The sequence below is a fragment of the Streptomyces broussonetiae genome (assembly GCF_009796285.1).
In the GTDB taxonomy this organism is placed as follows: domain Bacteria; phylum Actinomycetota; class Actinomycetes; order Streptomycetales; family Streptomycetaceae; genus Streptomyces; species Streptomyces broussonetiae.
Window position 1 is genome coordinate 3017523 of sequence record NZ_CP047020.1, and the last position, 17960, is coordinate 3035482.

General features: G+C 71.8%; 20 protein-coding genes. 12 read left to right on the top strand and 8 right to left on the bottom strand.

What is annotated here, in order from left to right; genetic code table 11:
- Positions 1-8: 8 nt before the first annotated feature.
- Together GQF42_RS13935 and GQF42_RS13940 are read right to left on the bottom strand one after the other, a co-directional pair.
- Positions 9-239 (bottom strand): hypothetical protein, encoded by a 231-nt coding sequence (locus GQF42_RS13935; protein WP_158919952.1) that lies wholly within the window; start codon positions 237-239, stop codon positions 9-11.
- Between the two features lie 75 nt (positions 240-314).
- Entirely contained in the window at positions 315-1154 is an 840-nt protein-coding gene (locus tag GQF42_RS13940) for a peptidoglycan recognition protein family protein (RefSeq protein WP_158930114.1), read from the bottom strand.
- Positions 1155-1645: 491 nt separating this feature from the next.
- On the opposite strand from GQF42_RS13940, the gene GQF42_RS13945 reads away from it, so the two are divergent.
- Entirely contained in the window at positions 1646-2830 is a 1185-nt protein-coding gene (locus GQF42_RS13945; protein ID WP_158919953.1) for a MarP family serine protease, read from the top strand.
- Between the two features lie 30 nt (positions 2831-2860).
- Here GQF42_RS13945 and GQF42_RS13950 read toward each other — a convergent pair whose 3' ends face one another.
- Positions 2861-3340 carry a GNAT family N-acetyltransferase gene (locus GQF42_RS13950; protein ID WP_199272675.1) on the bottom strand — a complete coding sequence of 160 codons (480 nt, stop codon included), beginning with the start codon at positions 3338-3340 and terminating at the stop codon, positions 2861-2863.
- A gap of 65 nt (positions 3341-3405) precedes the next feature.
- Here GQF42_RS13950 and GQF42_RS13955 point away from each other — a divergent pair, with 65 nt between their 5' ends.
- Together GQF42_RS13955 and GQF42_RS13960 are read left to right on the top strand one after the other, a co-directional pair.
- Positions 3406-4299 (top strand): TIGR01777 family oxidoreductase, encoded by an 894-nt coding sequence (locus GQF42_RS13955; protein WP_158919955.1) that lies wholly within the window; start codon positions 3406-3408, stop codon positions 4297-4299.
- Between the two features lie 227 nt (positions 4300-4526).
- Positions 4527-5891: an NAD(P)/FAD-dependent oxidoreductase gene (locus GQF42_RS13960; protein ID WP_158919956.1), complete on the top strand. Its 1365-nt coding sequence runs from the start codon at positions 4527-4529 to the stop codon at positions 5889-5891.
- A 73-nt stretch (positions 5892-5964) separates the two neighbouring features.
- Here the strand turns inward: GQF42_RS13960 and GQF42_RS13965 are convergent, their stop codons facing one another.
- A complete protein-coding gene (locus tag GQF42_RS13965; protein WP_158919957.1) occupies positions 5965-7422 on the bottom strand; it encodes a regulator in 1458 nt (485 codons plus the stop codon).
- Between the two features lie 256 nt (positions 7423-7678).
- On the opposite strand from GQF42_RS13965, the gene lipB reads away from it, so the two are divergent.
- From lipB to GQF42_RS13985, 4 genes are all read left to right on the top strand, one after another.
- Complete coding sequence (gene lipB / locus GQF42_RS13970) at positions 7679-8476, top strand: lipoyl(octanoyl) transferase LipB (RefSeq protein ID WP_158919958.1); 798 nt, start codon at positions 7679-7681, stop codon at positions 8474-8476.
- A gap of 114 nt (positions 8477-8590) precedes the next feature.
- Positions 8591-9556: a lipoyl synthase gene (lipA, locus tag GQF42_RS13975; RefSeq protein WP_158919959.1), complete on the top strand. Its 966-nt coding sequence runs from the start codon at positions 8591-8593 to the stop codon at positions 9554-9556.
- Positions 9557-9776: 220 nt separating this feature from the next.
- On the top strand, positions 9777-9974 hold the full coding sequence (locus tag GQF42_RS13980; protein WP_158919960.1) for an SCO2195 family GlnR-regulated protein: 198 nt from the start codon (positions 9777-9779) through the stop codon (positions 9972-9974).
- A gap of 62 nt (positions 9975-10036) precedes the next feature.
- Positions 10037-10726 (top strand): DUF4191 domain-containing protein, encoded by a 690-nt coding sequence (locus tag GQF42_RS13985; RefSeq protein WP_158919961.1) that lies wholly within the window; start codon positions 10037-10039, stop codon positions 10724-10726.
- Positions 10727-10748: 22 nt separating this feature from the next.
- Here the strand turns inward: GQF42_RS13985 and GQF42_RS13990 are convergent, their stop codons facing one another.
- A complete protein-coding gene (locus tag GQF42_RS13990) occupies positions 10749-11249 on the bottom strand; it encodes a flavin reductase family protein (RefSeq protein ID WP_158919962.1) in 501 nt (166 codons plus the stop codon).
- 282 nt (positions 11250-11531) lie between these two features.
- Positions 11532-11999, bottom strand: coding sequence for an RDD family protein (locus GQF42_RS13995; RefSeq protein ID WP_158919963.1), 468 nt, complete (start codon positions 11997-11999; stop codon positions 11532-11534).
- 210 nt (positions 12000-12209) lie between these two features.
- On the opposite strand from GQF42_RS13995, the gene glnA reads away from it, so the two are divergent.
- Positions 12210-13619, top strand: a complete 1410-nt coding sequence (glnA, locus tag GQF42_RS14000) for a type I glutamate--ammonia ligase (protein ID WP_158919964.1) — start codon at positions 12210-12212, stop codon at positions 13617-13619.
- A gap of 96 nt (positions 13620-13715) precedes the next feature.
- On the opposite strand, the gene GQF42_RS14005 is transcribed toward glnA, so the two are convergent.
- A complete protein-coding gene (locus GQF42_RS14005; protein ID WP_158919965.1) occupies positions 13716-14705 on the bottom strand; it encodes a GlxA family transcriptional regulator in 990 nt (329 codons plus the stop codon).
- 122 nt (positions 14706-14827) lie between these two features.
- On the opposite strand from GQF42_RS14005, the gene GQF42_RS14015 reads away from it, so the two are divergent.
- The 4 genes from GQF42_RS14015 (at position 14828) to pspAB (ending at position 17379) form a co-directional block, all read left to right on the top strand.
- Positions 14828-15418, top strand: a complete 591-nt coding sequence (locus tag GQF42_RS14015; protein WP_158919967.1) for an isochorismatase family protein — start codon at positions 14828-14830, stop codon at positions 15416-15418.
- Between the two features lie 84 nt (positions 15419-15502).
- On the top strand, positions 15503-15757 hold the full coding sequence (locus GQF42_RS14020) for an SCO2583/SCO2584 N-terminal domain-containing protein (protein WP_158919968.1): 255 nt from the start codon (positions 15503-15505) through the stop codon (positions 15755-15757).
- A gap of 116 nt (positions 15758-15873) precedes the next feature.
- Positions 15874-16791, top strand: a complete 918-nt coding sequence (gene htpX, locus GQF42_RS14025) for a zinc metalloprotease HtpX (protein ID WP_158919969.1) — start codon at positions 15874-15876, stop codon at positions 16789-16791.
- Between the two features lie 3 nt (positions 16792-16794).
- Positions 16795-17379 (top strand): PspA-associated protein PspAB, encoded by a 585-nt coding sequence (gene pspAB / locus GQF42_RS14030; RefSeq protein ID WP_158919970.1) that lies wholly within the window; start codon positions 16795-16797, stop codon positions 17377-17379.
- 16 nt (positions 17380-17395) lie between these two features.
- On the opposite strand, the gene GQF42_RS14035 is transcribed toward pspAB, so the two are convergent.
- Complete coding sequence (locus GQF42_RS14035; protein ID WP_158919971.1) at positions 17396-17674, bottom strand: hypothetical protein; 279 nt, start codon at positions 17672-17674, stop codon at positions 17396-17398.
- Between the last annotated feature and the right edge of the window lie 286 nt (positions 17675-17960).

Sequence of the window (17960 nt, forward strand, 5' to 3'; positions counted from 1 at the left end):
CTGCCTTGTCATGCAAGGGACTTGGGGCCTTCGTGGGACGGAATGTGCAGGGGTGGCGCCGCGTTGGCCCGGTCGAGCGCGGACGCCGTTTCGGCGGCCGGGCCCACCACCACCGCGGCGACGACGCAGACCACGGTCCAGGGGCTGCGCGCCGCCCGCCCCCACAGGGATCGCGGCGCGGACCCGGACCGCCGGGAGTTGCCGGTGTGCTGTTCCTGTCGCTGTGTACGACCGCTCATCGTCGCCCCGCCTCCGGTCGGCTCGTCGTCGTACCCGACCGTAGGGCGCACGGCTCGCAGCAGGCTGAGGAGCGCCTATGGGGTCCCTGTGGACGGCTTGCGGGCCGTGGACGGCGCAGGGGCCGTGGACGGCTTACGGGCCGTGGACGGCCTGTGCGTCGTGGGCGGCGTACGCGGGATGCGGCCCTGGAGGCGGGCGGCCGCCTCGCGGATCTCGGGCAGGCGGGCGGTGAGGGCGGCGCCGGGACAGCTGGTCATGTAACCGGCGTCGTGGCCGGCGAGCGTGGGCAGCGTGGCGGCGGTGCCGGCCTTGTAACGGCTGTGGCTGTTGCTGGAGCGCAGGCGGACGCTGCCGCGCGGGTCGACGCCGGCGAGCCCGAGTTTCCAGGCGGCCAGGGCGGCGATCGCGTCGGTCATGGCCTTGGGCACGGGGACGCCCCCGGTGAAGGTGCCCAGGGCGGCGATCCCGGCGGTGCGGTGGTTGAAGCCCAGGGTGTGGGCGCCGATGACGGGCCGGTCGACGCCACCGGCGCGGCCCTCGTAGATGGTGCCGCAGCGGTCGACGATGAAGTTGTAGCCGATGTCGTCCCAGCGGCGGTCGCCCGTCTGGCCCGCGTACAGGTGGCGGATGATGGCGGGCGCGTCGGCGCAGTCGTAGCCGCCCGGCGAGTCGGTGTGGTGGATGAAGACGGCGACCACCTTGTCGTCGTAGCGCGCGGGCGGCTGGTTGCGCCGGGTGAGGCCGGCCAGCCAGACGGACCGGGGCAGGATGTGCGGCCGGGCGGCGCGGTAGGCCGTCGTCGCCGGGCCCGCGACGTGCCGGTCGACCCGCACCGTGACGGGTCCGTCGGCCCCCCGGGCGAACAGCGCCAGCGCGAGCAGGGCGGACACCCCGGGCAGACACCCGAAGAGCATCAGCAGCGGACGCGGGATCCGGACACCCCATCGCCGCCGCCGTGACCCCACCGGCTCAGTGGCCCCGGGCGTCTGCGACGCCGCCGAGAGCGCGAACACCGGCTCCGGCGCCTCGGACGTCCCCTGCGCCGCCTGGACCTCGGGCAGCCTCGCCTGCACCCCCGGGGTTCCCGGCCTTCGCGGTCCCCACCGTCTCCACGGTCCGCCCGCTCTTCCCGGTCTTCGCGGTCTCCACCGTCTCCACGGTCCGCCCGCTCTCCTCAGCCTTCTCAGCGATCTTCGCAAAGCACGCATGGTTCCACTCTCAAGCCGACACGCCGTGCCCGCGATGTGCGCTGTGCCACCCGGTGGAACCATCGTCCTGGTCCGGGACGTTTCTGGGGGTACACACATACGTGGTCGGTTCGGCGCGCGGCGGCCGCTGAAGTGTGGGTGACTGATCACCGGGCCCGTCCCGTCCGTACTGAGGGGTCCGAGAGAAAGGCGGCTCCGTGGACCTGCTCGACCTGGTGCTTGTGCTGGTGATCCTCGGCTATGCGGTGTCGGGTTACCGGCGCGGGCTGGTGGCCGGCTGCGTCTCGCTGGCGGGGTTCGTCGGCGGCGCCGTCGTCGGCGTGTGGGTGCTGCCCTGGGTGACCGGCCTGGTGGCGCGCGGTACGGCGACGGCGACGGTGCTCGCGGTGATGACGGTGCTGGTGCCCGCGGTGATGGGGCACGAGCTGGCGGGCCGGCTGGCGCTGCGGCTGCGCGGGGAGCTGGACCGCGGTCCGCTGCGGGTGGCGGACGGGATAGGGGGTGCGGCGGCCAACTCGGTCGCCGTGCTGATCGTGGCCTGGGTCGCGGCGAGCGTGCTGGGCGCGGCCCCGTCACAGGCACTGGCGACGGCGATACGGAACTCGACGCTGCTGGGCGCGGTGCAGCAGGCGATGCCGGACACGACACCCGCGTGGTTCTCGCGGGCCACGTCGGCGCTGACCGAGGCGGGTTTCCCGCAGGTCTTCAACCCGTTCGAGAACGAGTCGACGGCCCAGGTGGCCCGTCCCTCGGGCGACAGTGTGACCCCGGCCGCGACCAGCGCGGCAAAGCTGAGCACGGTGAAGATCGAGGGCATCTCGGGCAACGAGGGCCGTGAGGGCAGCGGTTTCGTCTACGCCTCGGAGCGGGTGATGACCAACGCGCACGTGGTGGCGGGCATCGACCACCCGAGCGTGCGCATCGGCGGGGTCGGGCGGTCGTACGACGCCCGGGTGGTGCTCTTCGACCCCGACCGGGACGTGGCCGTGCTGTACGTGCCGGGCCTGCGCGCCCCGGTGCTGCGCTTCGACACGAGCGCGTCGCGCGGCAACTCGGCGGTGGTCGCGGGCTATCCGCAGGACGGCGGCCTGAACCTGCAGGCGGCGACGGTGGCGAGCCGGGTGCAGGCGACCGGGCAGAACATCTACAACGACGGCACGGTCACCCGGGACATCTACTCGATCCGCTCCACGGTCCGCCCGGGCAACTCCGGCGGCCCGCTGCTGACCACGGACGGCAGGGTGTTCGGCGTGGTCTTCGCCCGCTCCACCTCGGACGTCGAGACGGGGTACGCGCTGACGGCGGCCGAGGTGGCGGGCGACGCGCGCAGCGCCGCCACGGCGACGGCACCGGTGGACACGGGACAGCTGGTCAGCTCCTAGCCGCCACTGCCGTCGCGCCTGTCGCTGCCGCTACAGCATGCGACCCATGAGCACGTCGTCGACGTAGGCACCGTCGAGGAGGAACTCCTCGGGCTGTACGCCCTCGACGGCGAACCCCTCGGACTCGTAGAGCGCGCGGGCCGGGGCGTTGTGCCCGAGCACGCGCAGGCTCAGCCGCCGCGCACCGCGCCTGCGCGCCTCCTCGACGGCGGCCCGGATCAGGGCGCGCCCCACGCCCTGCCCGCGCGCCTCGTCGCGGACGGCGAGGCCCTGGATCTGCAGGACGTGCACGTTGGAGGCGAGCGGGGTCGGGCGGCCGAGGCGGATGTAGCCCACGATCCGCTCGTCGGCCTCGGCCACCAGGTAGTCCTGAGGCAGGTGGCGCTCGTCGAAGAACGGCGGCTCGGGCGGGGGCGAGACCGCGTGCAGGGTGGACCATGTGGCCCGGTCGAGGAGGGCGAGGCCGTCCTCGTCGGCGGCCACGGCGATGCGTATGTACGGCTCCGGCATGACGATCACCCTACGGCGGACGGCCGTATCGCCCCACGGGGTTTCGGTACGGGCATGCTGGGGCCATGGAACGTATGCGAATCGCGGTGGCGGGTGCGTCCGGGCTCATCGGCAGCGCCCTGGTGCGGTCCCTGACGGCGGACGGGCACGAGGTCGTACGGCTGGTGCGGCGGGCGGCGGCGGGGCCGGACGAGGTCTGCTGGGATCCCGAGGGCCAGTATGTGGACGCGGCCGGGCTGACCGGCTGTGCGGCGGTGGTCGATCTGGCCGGGGCCGGGATCGGCGACCGGCGCTGGACACCGGCGTACAAGCGGCTGCTGCGGGACAGCCGGGTGCTGGGCACGGCCGCACTGGCGGAGGCGGTGGCCGCGCTGCCCGAGCCGCCGCAGGTCTTCGTCAGCGGCAGCGCGATCGGCTTCTACGGCGACACCGGCGACCGGGCGGTGGACGAGGAGGCACCGCCGGGCGACGGGTTCCTGCCGGGGCTGTGCGTGGAGTGGGAGGAGGCGGCGGCGCCCGCGCAGGAGGCGGGCGTACGGACGGTGTTCGCGCGCACGGGGCTGGTGGTGGCCCGGGGCGGTGGGGCCTGGGGCCGGCTGTTCCCGCTGTTCCGGGCGGGGCTCGGGGGCCGGCTGGGCGACGGGCGGCAGTACTGGTCGTACATCGCCCTGCACGACGAGGTCGCGGCGATCCGGCACCTCATCGACACCGAGACCCTGTCCGGGCCGTTCAACCTGACGGCGCCCCAGCCGCTGACGAACCGTGAGATCACGGCGGCGATGGCGCGCGTGCTGCACCGCCCGGCCCCGTTCGCGGTGCCGGCGCCCGTGCTGCGCGCGGCGCTGGGCGAGATGGCCGGGGATGTGCTGGGCAGTCAACGGGTGCTGCCCAAGCGGCTGTTGGAGTCGGGGTTCCGGTTTGCGTTCCCCGGCATCGACGAGGCGATCCGGGCGGCCTGACACGGCCGCTCCCACCGTCCGGCGCACACCTTCCCGACGACCTGCCGTACACGAGAGATGTCCTGCGACCTCTTGTGACCGTATGCGACCTCCATGCGACCGTGCCCTGTTCATGCGCGACTGTTTGTGACCGATCACGGCCCTAACCTCGATCCGAACTCGGGTATCCCCGGAGCCTGTTGGGGGCATGACGTCTCCACCGGCCGCGCAACCACAGGAGGGGCCTCGTGCTTGAGCCCGCGTACCAGGTGGACGTCGTCATCGTGGGAGCCGGAATCGCCGGACTCTCGGCGGCTCACCGGCTCACCAGCGCAGGAGTAACGACCGCAGTCCTGGAGGCCGCCCCTTACGTGGGCGGCCGTATGTCGACCGAGAAGGTCGACGGTTTCCGGCTCGACCGCATCGGACAGCTGCTTTCCTCGTCCTATCCCGAACTCCGGCTCACCCCGGGCCTGGACTCGCTGGTCCTGCGCCGCTTCGCGCCGGGCGTGCTGCTGCACCGCGACGGCCGGACCCAGCGCGCGGGCGCACCGGCGACCGCGGGGAGCGCAAGGGGCGCACTCCATGTGGTGCGCGCCCTCGCAAGCGCCCCCAGGGGTACGGCAGCGGCTCCGGGCCGGGCCGGCGCGCCGGTGGGCGGCGCGATGGACCAGGCCCGGCTGGGCGCCGCGCTCGGCCGGATCGCCACCACCCCGCTCGAGCGCATCCTGTCCCGCCCGGAGATGCCCGCCGCCCAGGCCCTCGCCCAGCGCGGGCTGCCGGCCCGCACCGTCGAGGGCTTCCTGCGTCCCCTGCTCGCCACGTTGCTGTGCGACCCGGGGCTGACCACCTCCAGCCGGTGCGCCGACCTCGCGCTGCGCGCCTTCGCGAGCGGCCGGCTGTGTGTGCCGGAGGGCGGCGCGGACGTCCTGCCGGAGCTGCTGGCGCGGGCCCTGCCGCCCGGCACGGTGCACACCGGGGTGCGGGTGACGTCGGTGTGCACCACCTCGGTGACCACGGCCGAGCACGGGGAGATCCGCTGCCGGGCGGTGCTGCTGGCGACGGACGCGCGGGCCGCGGCGGAGCTGCTGCCGGGCCTCAGGGTGCCGGACTTCCATCCGGTGACCGTGGTCCACCACACCACCGACGACGCCGCGGCCACGTTCACCACGGGCACCTCGCTGCTGCTGGACGCCGACCGGGGCGGGCCGGTGGCGCACACGGCGGTGCTCAGCAACGTGGACCCGAGCCGGGCGCCGGTCGGCCGGGTGCTGATCTCCTCGACCGTGCTCGGGCCGCCGCCGCAGAGCGTGGACACCGCCGTACGCATCCACCTCTCCCGGCTCTACGGCACCTCGACGCGCCGCTGGGAGACGCTGGCCGTGCACCACACCCCGGAGGCGGTCCCGGCGATGCGCCCCCCACACGACCTGCGCCGCCCGGTGCGCCTCCTGGCCGGCCTGTACGTCTGCGGCGACCACCGCGACACCAGCACGGTCCAGGGTGCGCTGCACTCGGCCCACAGGGCCGCGGCCGCGATCCTGGCGGACCTGGGCGCGGCGGGCTCGATGCACCGGGCGGAGCCGGCAGCGACGGTGCCGCGCGCGGCCTAGGTCCTGTCGTCGAACTCCATTGGGTCAGGCGGGAGTTCGACGACAGGACTCAGCGCCCCCGTGGGGCGCGGGGCTACCCCAGCGTCGCCACCTTCTCCCGATACCCCCTGGCCGGCGCGGCGTCCTTGTACGGCTCCAGTCGGCGCTCGAAGTCCCGCACGTACTCGATCGCACGAGCGGAGCGCATCTCGGCCGCCTGACCGGCGGCCTCCGCGGCCAGCGTGCACGCCTGGTCGAGTTCGCCGAGGCCGAGGCGGGCGGTGGCGAGCACGATCCGGCAGAAGAGGCGGCTGCGGGCGAAGGAGGGCGCCCGCAGCTGGAGGGAGCGTTCGGCGTGCTGGGCGGCGGCCCGGAACTGCTGCAGGTCCCGGTGGCAGTGCCCGAACTCGTCGGCGAGCTGCGCCTCGTCGAAGAACTTGGCCCAGTACGGCACCTCGTCCCCGGGCCGGGCCGCCTCCAGGGCGCGCTCGGCCCGGACCAGCGCCGCGGTGCATGCGCGCACCTCGCCCAGCACCCCGTGCGCCCGCGCCTCGGACGCGTGCAGCAGCGCCTGGACGACCGGCGTGGCACCGGTGCCCACCCCCTGCTGGGCCACGCGGGCCAGCTGTACGGCCTCCCTGCCGTGCCCGAGGTAGACGGCCTGGCGGCTCATCGTGACCAGGACGTAGGAGCCGTACGCCCGGTCGCCGGCCGCCTGCGCGAGCCGCAGGGCCTGCACGAAGTAGCGCTGGGCGAGTCCGTGCGCCGCGATGTCGTACGACGTCCAGCCGGCCAGCCGGGTCAGGTCGGCGGCGGCGCCGAACAGACGCCGGCCGGTCTGCTCGTCGTAGGTGCCGCGCAGCATCGGCTCGCACTCGTGCTCCAGGTAGCGCACGAGGGCCTGGCGGGCGTGGCCGCCGCCGAAGCGGTCGTCGAGGGTGCGGAACAGCTCGCCGACCGAGCGGAGCGCCGCGATGTCACCGCCGGTCACCTTGTGCCCGGGGACGCGCTCGGCGTTCCCGCGCGCCCGGGGCGGGGCGAGCGGCTGGGGTTTCGCCGGGTGCGGGCGGCCCTGCGCGGGCACCCGGGGCGCCGGGTCCCGGGCCACCTTGTCGTCGGGCTTGCCGATGAGCCAGTCCCGGCTGGGCACGACGAGCCCCGCCGGAGTGAAGGCGATCTTGCGCAGCTCGGCGTGGCTGCCGGAGTCCTTGCGCCACAGCCCGCTGACGATGTCGACGGCCTCCTCCGGGGTCGCCGCGAACTCCAGCCCGGCATACACAGGCGCACACGCGTCCAGGCCGAGGTCCTGGGCGGTGAGCCGACGGCCGAGACGGCGCGTGAACACCTCGGCGATCAGGGCGGGCGTGGTGCCCCTGGGCTGCTGTCCGCGCAGCCAGCGGGTGACCGAGGTCTTGTCGTATCTGAGGTCCAGCCCGTGCTCGAGGCCGAGCTGGTCGACGCGACGAGCCAGACCCGCGTTGGAGAACCCCGCCTCTGCGATGAGCGCGGCGAGCTGGCGGTTGGGGGTGCGCTGCGCGGGTCGGTCCGTCATCTGCGGTGCGGTCTCCTGCCTTCCGGGCCTCTGAAGTGCCCGGTTTCCCTTTGAGCAGCCCTTATGGCCTCACGAACGGCGCGAATGTAGCGGAGAGTGAGTGTGCGATCACACATTCCGCCAGGCATTCATCCGATCGTGTGAGAAACGTCCATGAGGCTGACGTACCGCGGTCGGACGTACAGTGGCGTGGGCGCGTTACGTGCCTGACACACCGACTGCTCGGTTTGCCCGGTCGCTGAGGGAGGCGCTTGCCGTGAGTGAGTTGCGGTTCGTCCGCATGGGGTTCGGTGCGGATGCCGTCGATTACCGGGAGGCCTGGGACGAGCAGCGCCGGGTGCACGCGGCCCGGTTCGCCGGCGAGATCCCGGACACCGTTCTCCTCCTCGAACACCCACCCGTGTACACGGCGGGCCGCCGCACCGCGCCCGAGGAGCGCCCGCTGGACGGCACCCCGGTCATCGACGTGGACCGCGGGGGCAAGATCACCTGGCACGGCCCGGGCCAGCTGGTCGGCTACCCGATCCAGCAGTTGCCCCGCCCGGTGGACGTGGTCGCGCATCTGCGCCGCCTCGAGGACGCGATGATCGCGGTGTGCGCCGAGTTCGGCATCGAGACCTCTCGGGTCGAGGGCCGGGCCGGCGTCTGGGTGCTCGGCGACCCGGTCGAGCAGCGCCCCGCGTTCAACGGACTGACACTCGACTTCGACCCGCGCGCGGCCGACCCCGAGTTCGACCCCCGGCTCAACGGCCCCGAGTACGCGCCCTCGAACGCGGGCCAGCGCCGCGAGGACCGCAAGATCTGCGCCGTGGGCATCCGCGTCGCCAAGGGCGTCACCATGCACGGCTTCGCCCTGAACGTGAACCCGGACACCTCGAACTTCGACAAGATCATCCCGTGCGGCATCCGGGACGCGGGCGTCACCTCCCTCTCGTACGAACTCGGCCGCGAGGTGACCATCGACGAGGTGCTGCCGATCGCCGAGAAGCACCTGCAGGACGCCCTCGGGAACGCGGAGCTGCGGCCCCGGGTGATCGAGCAGGCCTCCGCCTGACCCGTTCCGCCGGGAATGCACCCTGTGGCACCGGGGTTGGCTCCAGCGGCAGGGCGCATTTTGCACGGGCGTACCCTGGTGTGCGCCGAGGAATCAAAGCTTAGGGAGCCGGTCGTGTCCGCAGTCGCACCCGACGGACGCAAGATGCTGCGCCTGGAGGTCCGCAACAGCCAGACCCCCATCGAGCGCAAGCCCGAGTGGATCAAGACCCGGGCGAAAATGGGCCCCGAGTACACGAAGATGCAGAACCTCGTGAAGAGCGAGGGCCTGCACACGGTCTGCCAGGAAGCCGGCTGCCCGAACATCTACGAGTGCTGGGAGGACCGCGAGGCGACCTTCCTCATCGGCGGCGACCAGTGCACCCGGCGCTGCGACTTCTGCCAGATCGACACCGGCAGGCCCGAGGCCCTGGACCGCGACGAGCCGCGCCGTGTCGGCGAGTCCGTGGTCACGATGGACCTGAACTACGCCACCATCACCGGCGTCGCCCGCGACGACCTGGAGGACGGCGGCGCCTGGCTGTACGCCGAGACCGTGCGCCAGATCCACCAGCAGACGGCGCAGCGCGAAGGCGGCCGTACGAAGGTCGAGCTGCTGGCCCCCGACTTCAACGCCGTCCCGGAGCAGCTGGCCGAGGTCTTCGACTCCCGCCCCGAGGTCTTCGCGCACAACGTCGAGACCGTCCCGCGGATCTTCAAGCGCATCCGCCCCGGCTTCCGCTACGAGCGCTCCCTGAAGGTCATCACCGAGGCCCGCGACTTCGGCCTGGTGACCAAGTCGAACCTGATCCTCGGCATGGGCGAGACCCGCGAGGAGGTCAGCGAGGCGCTGCAGCAGCTGCACGACGCGGGCTGCGAGCTGGTGACCATCACCCAGTACCTGCGTCCCTCCGTGCGGCATCACCCGGTCGAGCGCTGGGTGAAGCCGCAGGAGTTCGTGGAGCTGAAGGAGGAGGCCGAGCAGATCGGTTTCTCCGGCGTGATGTCCGGTCCGCTGGTGCGGTCCTCGTACCGGGCCGGGCGGCTGTACCAGATGGCCGTCGAGAAGCGTGGGAGTTACATCGCCTCCCAGGCCGTGTGAATTCGCGCACAAGTTATTACTGGCCAGTAATGGCCGAGTCGACGCGGTCCTGACCGTCCTCGCTGATGAGGGCGTTCATCAGGGCCGCGTCAGCATTTGGGGGTTCCGCATCAAGGCTTCATTGGTGTTTGACCGGTCGGTCACGCCCTGGTAACACCAAACAGTGACTCTGGTATCACGCCTCGTACACCACCCGCCGCTCCGAGGGGGGACCTCGAACATGCAGGCCGCGCCCGTCCGCGCCACCGCCATCCCGTCCTTCACCGACGCCCTGCGCGCCGTCGAGTCCCTGCTCATGAGCAGCGGTCAGCGCACCGCCCGCCGCAACGCCTGGACCTCCGTGCTGGAGGACCGCCGCCGCGCCAAGGACCGGGTCGAGGCGCAGCGCGTGCTGGAGCAGGCCGCCGACCGATCCTGAGGCATCCCGAACCGCGGGCACTGCCGTCGTCGGCGCTCCCGGGGCCACGTAGACTTCGTGCCATGGCGAGGAAGGAAACCGCGGCGGACGCCGCGAACGCAGGGCGACTGAAGCAGATCGCCCTCACGTACAAGATGACCCGTAAGGCCGACAAGAAGATCGGTCTTGTGCTCGGGACCGTCGGCATCGGCACCTTTGCTGTCTTTCTCGCAATCGGTTTCCTGATCGACCACCCGGTCTACCTGGGCATCTTCGGTCTGCTGGTCGCCGTGCTGGCGACGGCGATCGTGTTCGGCCGCCGGGCCGAGCGCGCCGCCTTCGGTCAGATGGAGGGTCAGCCGGGCGCCGCGGCCGCCGTGCTGGACAACGTCGGCCGGGGCTGGACGACGACGCCGGCGGTGGCGATGAACCGCAGCCAGGACGTGGTGCACCGGGCGGTCGGCAAGGCCGGCATCGTGCTGGTCGCCGAGGGCAACCCGAACCGGGTGAAGGGCCTGCTGGCCGCCGAGAAGAAGAAGATGAACCGCATCGTGGCCGACGTCCCGGTGCACGACGTCATCGTGGGCAACGGCGAGGGCATGGTCGAGCTGAAGAAGCTGCGCACGACCATGCTGAAGTTCCCGCGCGTGCTCACCGGCCCCCAGGTCACGGCCACCAACGACCGGCTGCGGGCCATGGGCGACCTGATGAGCAACATGCCGCTGCCCAAGGGCCCGATGCCCAAGGGCATGCGCATGCCCAAGGGCCGCTGAGCCGCGTACCGGCGCCTCCCGGTCAGTTCAGCGACCGGAACTCGCGCTCGCAGTAGACCATCGGCGACCCCTCGCCCAGCCGCACTCCCGTTACCCGGCCGATCAGGATCGTGTGATCCCCGGCCGGGTAACGCGCGTATGCGGCACAGTCCAGCTGCACCGGCGCCTGCACCACCGTGGGCAGCCCGGCCGGGCTCGGCTGCAGCAGGCCGTCGGCGAACTTGTCCGCGCCCTTGGTGGCGAACCGCAGCGCCAGATGCTGGTGCTCCGGGGCCAGCACACTCACCGCGAAGTGGTCGCAGCGCGCGAAGACCAGCGCCGAGTCGGCGAGGTCCGACAGGCACACCAGGACCAGCGGCGGTTCCAGCGAGACCGAGCAGAAGGAACTGGCCGTGAAGCCGCGCGGGGTGCCGTCCTCGCAGCGGGCGGTGACCACCACCACGCCCGACGGAAAGCGCGACATGGCGTCCCGGAACTCCTCGGGAGTCACCTCGGCCGCCATCACATCCTGAGCATCGGTCATACCGCGCACCACCTGTCCCGCGACGTCCGGCCCGCGTCGGCCCTGGGCGGCCTGCGACAGTCCGTGTCCGGGCCGTCACGGCCGCGATCACGACTATGCCGCCGACGGTGTGACCGGGCAACCAGAGAGGCGGGGGGCTCCGCGCGGGCGCCGGGCGCCGCACGGCACGCCCCGCAGGTGGGAGCAGTCACCCGAGCGGCTACCGGGAATGGGACATCCGGATGAACCGGGGACGGACGGTGGCATGGACCGTGCGGGTCCGTCGTGGCCGGCCGCGGCCCCTCAGATCCGTACCTCGACGGTCTTCGCCAGCCGGTCGTGCAGGCCGCGGCCGTCCCGGTCCCAGATCAGCGCCGGGATCGCGAGGCAGAGCAGGATCGTGCGCACCAGGGCGCGCACCGGGTGGACCGTGCCGGTCTGCAGGGCCACGACCCGGATGCCGAACAGCCGCTTGCCCGGGGTGAAGCCGACGGTGCCGACGGTCAGGGCGCTCAGGACGAAGAAGACACCGAGGGCCCAGTTGCTCGTCGCCTGGCTGTAGCCGTGGGTGATGAGGCCGTATGCGATCAGGACACACACCGTCCAGTCCACGACGAGTGCGCCGAGCCGCCGGCCGGGCCGTGCGATCGAGTTCGGCCCCTGCTCCGGCAGACCGAGCTGCTCACCCCGGTAACCGAAGTCGGCACCGGCGTCTTCCAGGGCCTCGCGGGGCCCGGAGAGCCATGATCCGATTGCACGCCTGTTGTCCACCCGTCAAAGGTACTGCGCCCGGCCGCGGTCCCTACGCGGAGGGGTGTGTCGGGTCTACGGTGGACACGTGGCCGGTTAACTTCTGCGAAACAAACGGGTCACGCCCGAGAAATCACCCGTCCCTAGGGTCGAGACCACCGTGTGCCACCGCACTGGCCGCACGCACGATCTACCACCCCGGCGAGGACGGTCGGGAGTAGGAGGAGCTGGATGTTCCAGAACGCCGACGAGGCCAAGAAGTTCATCGCGGACGAGGACGTCAAGTTCGTCGACGTCCGCTTCTGCGACCTGCCGGGCGTCATGCAGCACTTCACGGTGCCCGTCGAGGCGTTCGACCCCGACGAGGAGCTGGCCTTCGACGGATCGTCGATCCGTGGTTTCCAGGCCATCCACGAGTCCGACATGGCGCTGCGCGCCGACCTGTCCACCGCCCGGGTGGACCCGTTCCGCCGGGACAAGACCCTCAACATCAACTTCTTCATCCACGACCCGATCACGGGCGAGCAGTACTCCCGTGACCCGCGCAACGTGGCGAAGAAGGCCGAGGCGTACCTCGCGTCGACCGGTATCGCGGACACCGCGTACTTCGGTCCCGAGGCCGAGTTCTACGTCTTCGACTCCGTCCGCTTCCAGACCAGCGCGAACGAGTCCTTCTACCACATCGACTCCGAGGCGGGTGCCTGGAACACCGGCGCCCTCGAGGACAACCGCGGGTACAAGGTCCGCTACAAGGGCGGCTACTTCCCGGTCCCGCCGGTCGACCACTTCGCCGACCTGCGCGCCGAGATCTCCCTGGAGCTGGAGAAGAACGGCCTCAAGGTCGAGCGCCAGCACCACGAGGTGGGCACGGCCGGCCAGGCCGAGATCAACTACAAGTTCAACACGCTGCTCGCCGCCGCCGACGACCTGCAGCTCTTCAAGTACATCGTGAAGAACGTGGCCTGGCGCAACGGCAAGACCGCGACCTTCATGCCGAAGCCGATCTTCGGTGACAACGGCTCGGGCATGCACGTGCACCAGTCGCTGTGGAGCAACGGCGACCCGCTGTTCTACGACGAGGCCGGTTACGCGGGCCTGTCGGACACCGCCCGCTACTACATCGGCGGCATCCTCAAGCACGCCCCGTCGCTGCTCGCCTTCACCAACCCGACGGTCAACTCGTACCACCGTCTGGTGCCGGGCTTCGAGGCGCCGATCAACCTGGTCTACTCGCAGCGCAACCGCTCCGCGGCCATGCGTATCCCGATCACGGGCTCCAACCCGAAGGCCAAGCGCGTCGAGTTCCGCGCGCCCGACTCCTCCGGCAACCCGTACCTGGCCTTCTCCGCGCTGCTCCTCGCGGGCCTGGACGGCATCAAGAACAAGATCGAGCCCGCCGAGCCGATCGACAAGGACCTGTACGAGCTGGCTCCCGAGGAGCACGCGAACGTCGCCCAGGTCCCGACCTCGCTGCCGGCCGTCCTCGACTCGCTCGAGGCCGACCACGAGTTCCTGCTCCAGGGTGACGTGTTCACCCCGGACCTGATCGAGACGTGGATCGACTTCAAGCGCACCAACGAGATCGCGCCGCTGCAGCTGCGTCCGCACCCGCACGAGTTCGAGCTGTACTTCGACGTGTGACAGACGGATCCCCCGGGATCGGGCCCCTCGGTTCTCTCCACGGAGAGCGGCCGGGGGGCCTTCGCCGTACTCGGCCGCGGTACCCGGCCCTCGTGCTCAGCCCCTGTGCCGGAACCGGCCGCGGTACTCCGTCGGGGTCGTGTCCAGCCTGCGGCGGAAGGCGCGGATGAGGGTGTCGACCGTGCCGAAGCCGCAGGCGGCGGCCACCCGGTCGAGGGTGTCGTCGGTGCACTCCAGCCGGCCCCGGGCCGCCTCGACGCGGGCGGACTCGATGTAGGCGGCCGGGGTCGTGCCCAGCTCGGCCTTGAACAGCCGGGTCAGCTGGCGCTCGCTGATGTGCGCCTGGGCGGCGAGATCGGCGACCGTGAGCCGGCCGGGGGCGTGCCGGTCGACGTAGCGCCGCAGATCGTCCATGCGCCGGGTGGTCGAGACGGGTTCGAGCGGCACGCTGAACTGGCTCTGGCCGCCCGGCCGCTTCAGGTACATCACCAGCTGCCGGGCCACGCGCAGCGCGACGGGCTCGCCGAAGTCCTCGGCGACGAGCGCGAGGGACAGATCGAGGCAGGCGGTGATGCCCGCGCCGGTCCACACCTTGCCGTCGCGCAGGAAGATCGGGTCGGCGTCGACCCGTACGGCCGGATGCTCGGCGGCCAGCTGGCGCGCGGTGGACCAGTGGGTCGTGGCGCGCCTGCCGTCGAGCAGTCCGGCGGCGGCGAGCAGATGCGCGCCCACGCAGACGGAGGCGACGCGGCGGGCGCGGTCGGCCAGCGTCCGCACCCGGCGGACCACGCCCTCGTCGGTCACGGCCCGCACCTGGCCCTCGTCGTCGACCTCGACCGCGCCGGGCACCAGCAGGGTGTCGAGGGGAAGCCGGGCGGCCTCGTCGAAGGTGACGTCGGGCAGCACGCGCACCCCGGCCGAGGTGGTGACCGGGTCCAGGGTCTCGGCGGCGAGGACGACCCGGATGCCGTCCGCGTCGTCGGTCTCCCAGCGCAGCAGCGCGAACACCTCGGGCGGGCCGGTGACGTCGAGCAGGTCGACACCGTCGAAGACCAGCACGACGACGTACCGTTCAGCGCTGCCCACCAGGCTTCCCTCCCCCCACCGACGACCGGACCGACGCCTGATCCGATGTCCGGATCCGATGTCCGGATCTGCAAGTTACCTGACATTGCCGCCATGGTGAGGCCGCCCCTAGCGTGAGGGCCATGGCTACGACGACTCTGCGTGACCTCAGCGGCTTCGACCAGACCCCGGCCTCGCTCGCCGGCGCGACGCTGATCCTCATCGACTACCAGAACACCTACACCCGCGGCGTCATGGAACTGACCGGCTGGCAGGCCGCGCTCGACGCCGGGGCGGATCTGCTGGCGCGGGCCCGGAGCGCGGCCGCGCCGGTCCTGCACGTCGTCAACGACGGCGGTGAGGGGACGCCGTACGACATCCGGGCCGAGATCGGCGCGATCCATCCCAAGGTCGCCCCCGTGGAGGGCGAGCCGGTGGTGGTCAAGACGGCGCCGAACGCGTTCCTGGACACCGATCTGGCCGCGCACGTGGACGCCGCCGGGCACAAGGACGTGATCGTCGCGGGCTTCATGACCCACATGTGCGTCGCCTTCACCGCCCAGGGCGCCTTCCTGCGCGGCAACCGGCCCACGGTCGTCGCCGACGCCTGCGCGACCCGGCCGCTCGCCACCGCCGTCGCCGGGGTCTCCTCCGACCAGCTCCACCACGGCGCGCTCGCGACGATCGCCGACCTGTACGGCGTCGTCGTGCCGTCCGCCGCGTCGCTGACCTGAGAGCAACCTTTTCGGCTTCCCGGCATTCCTACCTTCGGGAGATCATCCCTCCTGACCCTGCCGGACGAGAGAGGTTGCACGGGGATGACGGAACAGGACGACTGGGAGCGGGAGTTCGATCACCGCTGGGCGGAATCGGCCGAGCACAAGGAACCCTCGGCGCGGGCGCGGATGCTCGCCGCCCGCTGGAAGGAGAGCCCGCCCGACCCGGCGCCCTTCCGCGCCGACGCCGACCCGGTGCCGCGCCGGGCGTCATGGGCGTCGACGGCCGTGGTGGTCGGCTGTGTACTGGCGGTGATGGTGCTGATCGGTTTCGTACAGTTTCACTCTTCGTACTAGTGACAGCGCTCACAGGTAGCTTTTGCTGCCCCTAGGGCCGTTCGGAACTATTCCATGGGAATCGGCAGGTGCACACTGGACAGCGGGACGAGTGCCTGACTGCGGGGTGATGCAAGATGCAGAGCCGGTTCCGGAGCGACCGACGGCTGACTGTGCGCATGGGACTCACGATGTTCCTGCTCGGTCTGCTCTACGTGGGCTTCGTCGCGGCGTTGATCGTGCTGCTGAGGTCCTGGGTGCTGGTCGTCGTCGTGGTCGGGGCGATGTTCGTGGCCCAGTTCTGGTTCTCCGACAAGATCGCCATGTTCGCGATGCGCGGTCGGGTCGTGGAGCGCGAGGAGTATCCCGAGCTGCACGCGGTGGTCGACCGGCTGTGCGCGATCGCGGACATGCCCAAGCCGGTCGTCGCCGTGTCCGAGCTGGACATGCCGAACGCGTTCGCCACCGGGCGAAACCCCGACCACGCGGTGGTCTGTGTGACCACGGGGCTGCTACGGCGGCTGGAGCCCGCCGAGCTGGAGGGCGTGCTGGCGCACGAGCTGTCGCACGTGGCGCACAAGGACGTCGCCGTGATCACGATCGCGTCCTTCCTCGGGGTGCTGGCGGGCCTGATCGTCCGGTTCGCCTTCTACTCCCAGGTCTTCGGGGGCCGCAGGGACCAGAACACGGCCGCCGTGCTGGCCGCCGTGCTGGCGGTCTCGGTGGCGGTGTACGCGATCAGCTTCATGCTGATCCGGGCGCTGTCCCGGTACCGGGAGCTGGCGGCCGACCGCGCGGCCGCGCATCTCACCGGCCGTCCGTCGGCCCTTGCCTCGGCGCTCACCAAGGTCTCCGGGGACATCGCCCGGATCCCGACCAAGGACCTGCGCACGGCACAGGCCTTCAACGCCTTCTTCTTCACCCCGGCGGAGGGGAAGGAGCCGGGCCTGGAGCGGTTCTTCTCCACCCACCCGACCCTGGAGCAGCGCCTGGAGCAGCTGGGCCGGATCTCGGCGGAACTGGGCGAGGCCGCCTCCCCCGGAAAGGCGGGCTGAGTATTGGGGCTGCTGGACATCCTGCTGGGCCGTACGAAACCGGTCGCGCCCGACCTGGACCAGCTCTTCGCGCTGCCCTCGGCGGCCGTGACCCTTCAGGCCGCGGCCGGTTTCACGCCCACCGGGGGCGGGGCGGTGTGCTTCGCGACGGTGGAGGGGGCCGCGTTCGAGCAGACGCACCGGGAGGTGCAGGCGCTGCTGGACGCGGACACCGACCGGACCGGTCCGCCGGTGGAACTGCGGCGGGACGACTACGGCTACTCGTGGCTGGTCTCCGAGCGGACCCCGGACCAACTGCCCCAGCTCGTCAACGATCTGCACGCGGTGAACAGTGCGATGGAGGTCAACGGCTTCGGCCCCCAGCTGCTGTGCTCGCTCGCGGCCTTCCAGGACGACGGAGGCCGCAGGCTGGCGCTGGTCTACCTCTACAAGCGGGGCACCTTCTACCCCTTCGCTCCTCTCGCCGGTGCCGGTGAACGGCGGGACAGTGCCCTGGAACTCCAGGTGAAGGCGACGCTCGCGAACGACCTCAGGATCGAGCAGGACCTGAGCCGCTGGTTCCCGGTGTGGGGCGCCCCCGGCCTGTGACCGGGGACGCCGTGGCTCACCTGCTCTTCTCCCGCTCCTGCCGGCGCACCTCGAAGGGGTGCTCCCGGCGGTAGCGGCGCTCCCACCGGGCGAGCCGGTCCCGGCGCTCGCGGTAGGCGCGGTAGCTGTCGGGCGCGGGCGGGGTGCCCGGGCCGGGGGGCGGTGGCGTGCCGGGCGAACCGCGTCCGTGCGTCGCGTGCAGGTACAGCAGGGCGACGGCGGCGAGCCACCACAGATGGTTGCCGATTCCGAGGATCACCAGGACGACGGTCCCGGACGCGACGATGCCACGCATGACGGACCTCCTCCGTGAGGTGAGGGTGGCTGGGGTGGAGTGTGTCGGCTTCGTGCCGTTTGATCAGCGTAGGGACGCCGCGACCCCACCCGCATCCCGTTTTCCGCCCGCCGCGGACTCGCCGCGAGTGCCCGCCCCCATGAGCGAAATCCCTTACGCCGCCCACGACTTCGACGGCGGAGGGCTCGGCGGGGTGCACGCCCGGCCGCCGGGCCGGGCAGGAGCACCGGTTGCGAGGGCGTATCGGCGTGCGGGCCGCACCGGGTGCCCCGCCGCTTCGCGGGGC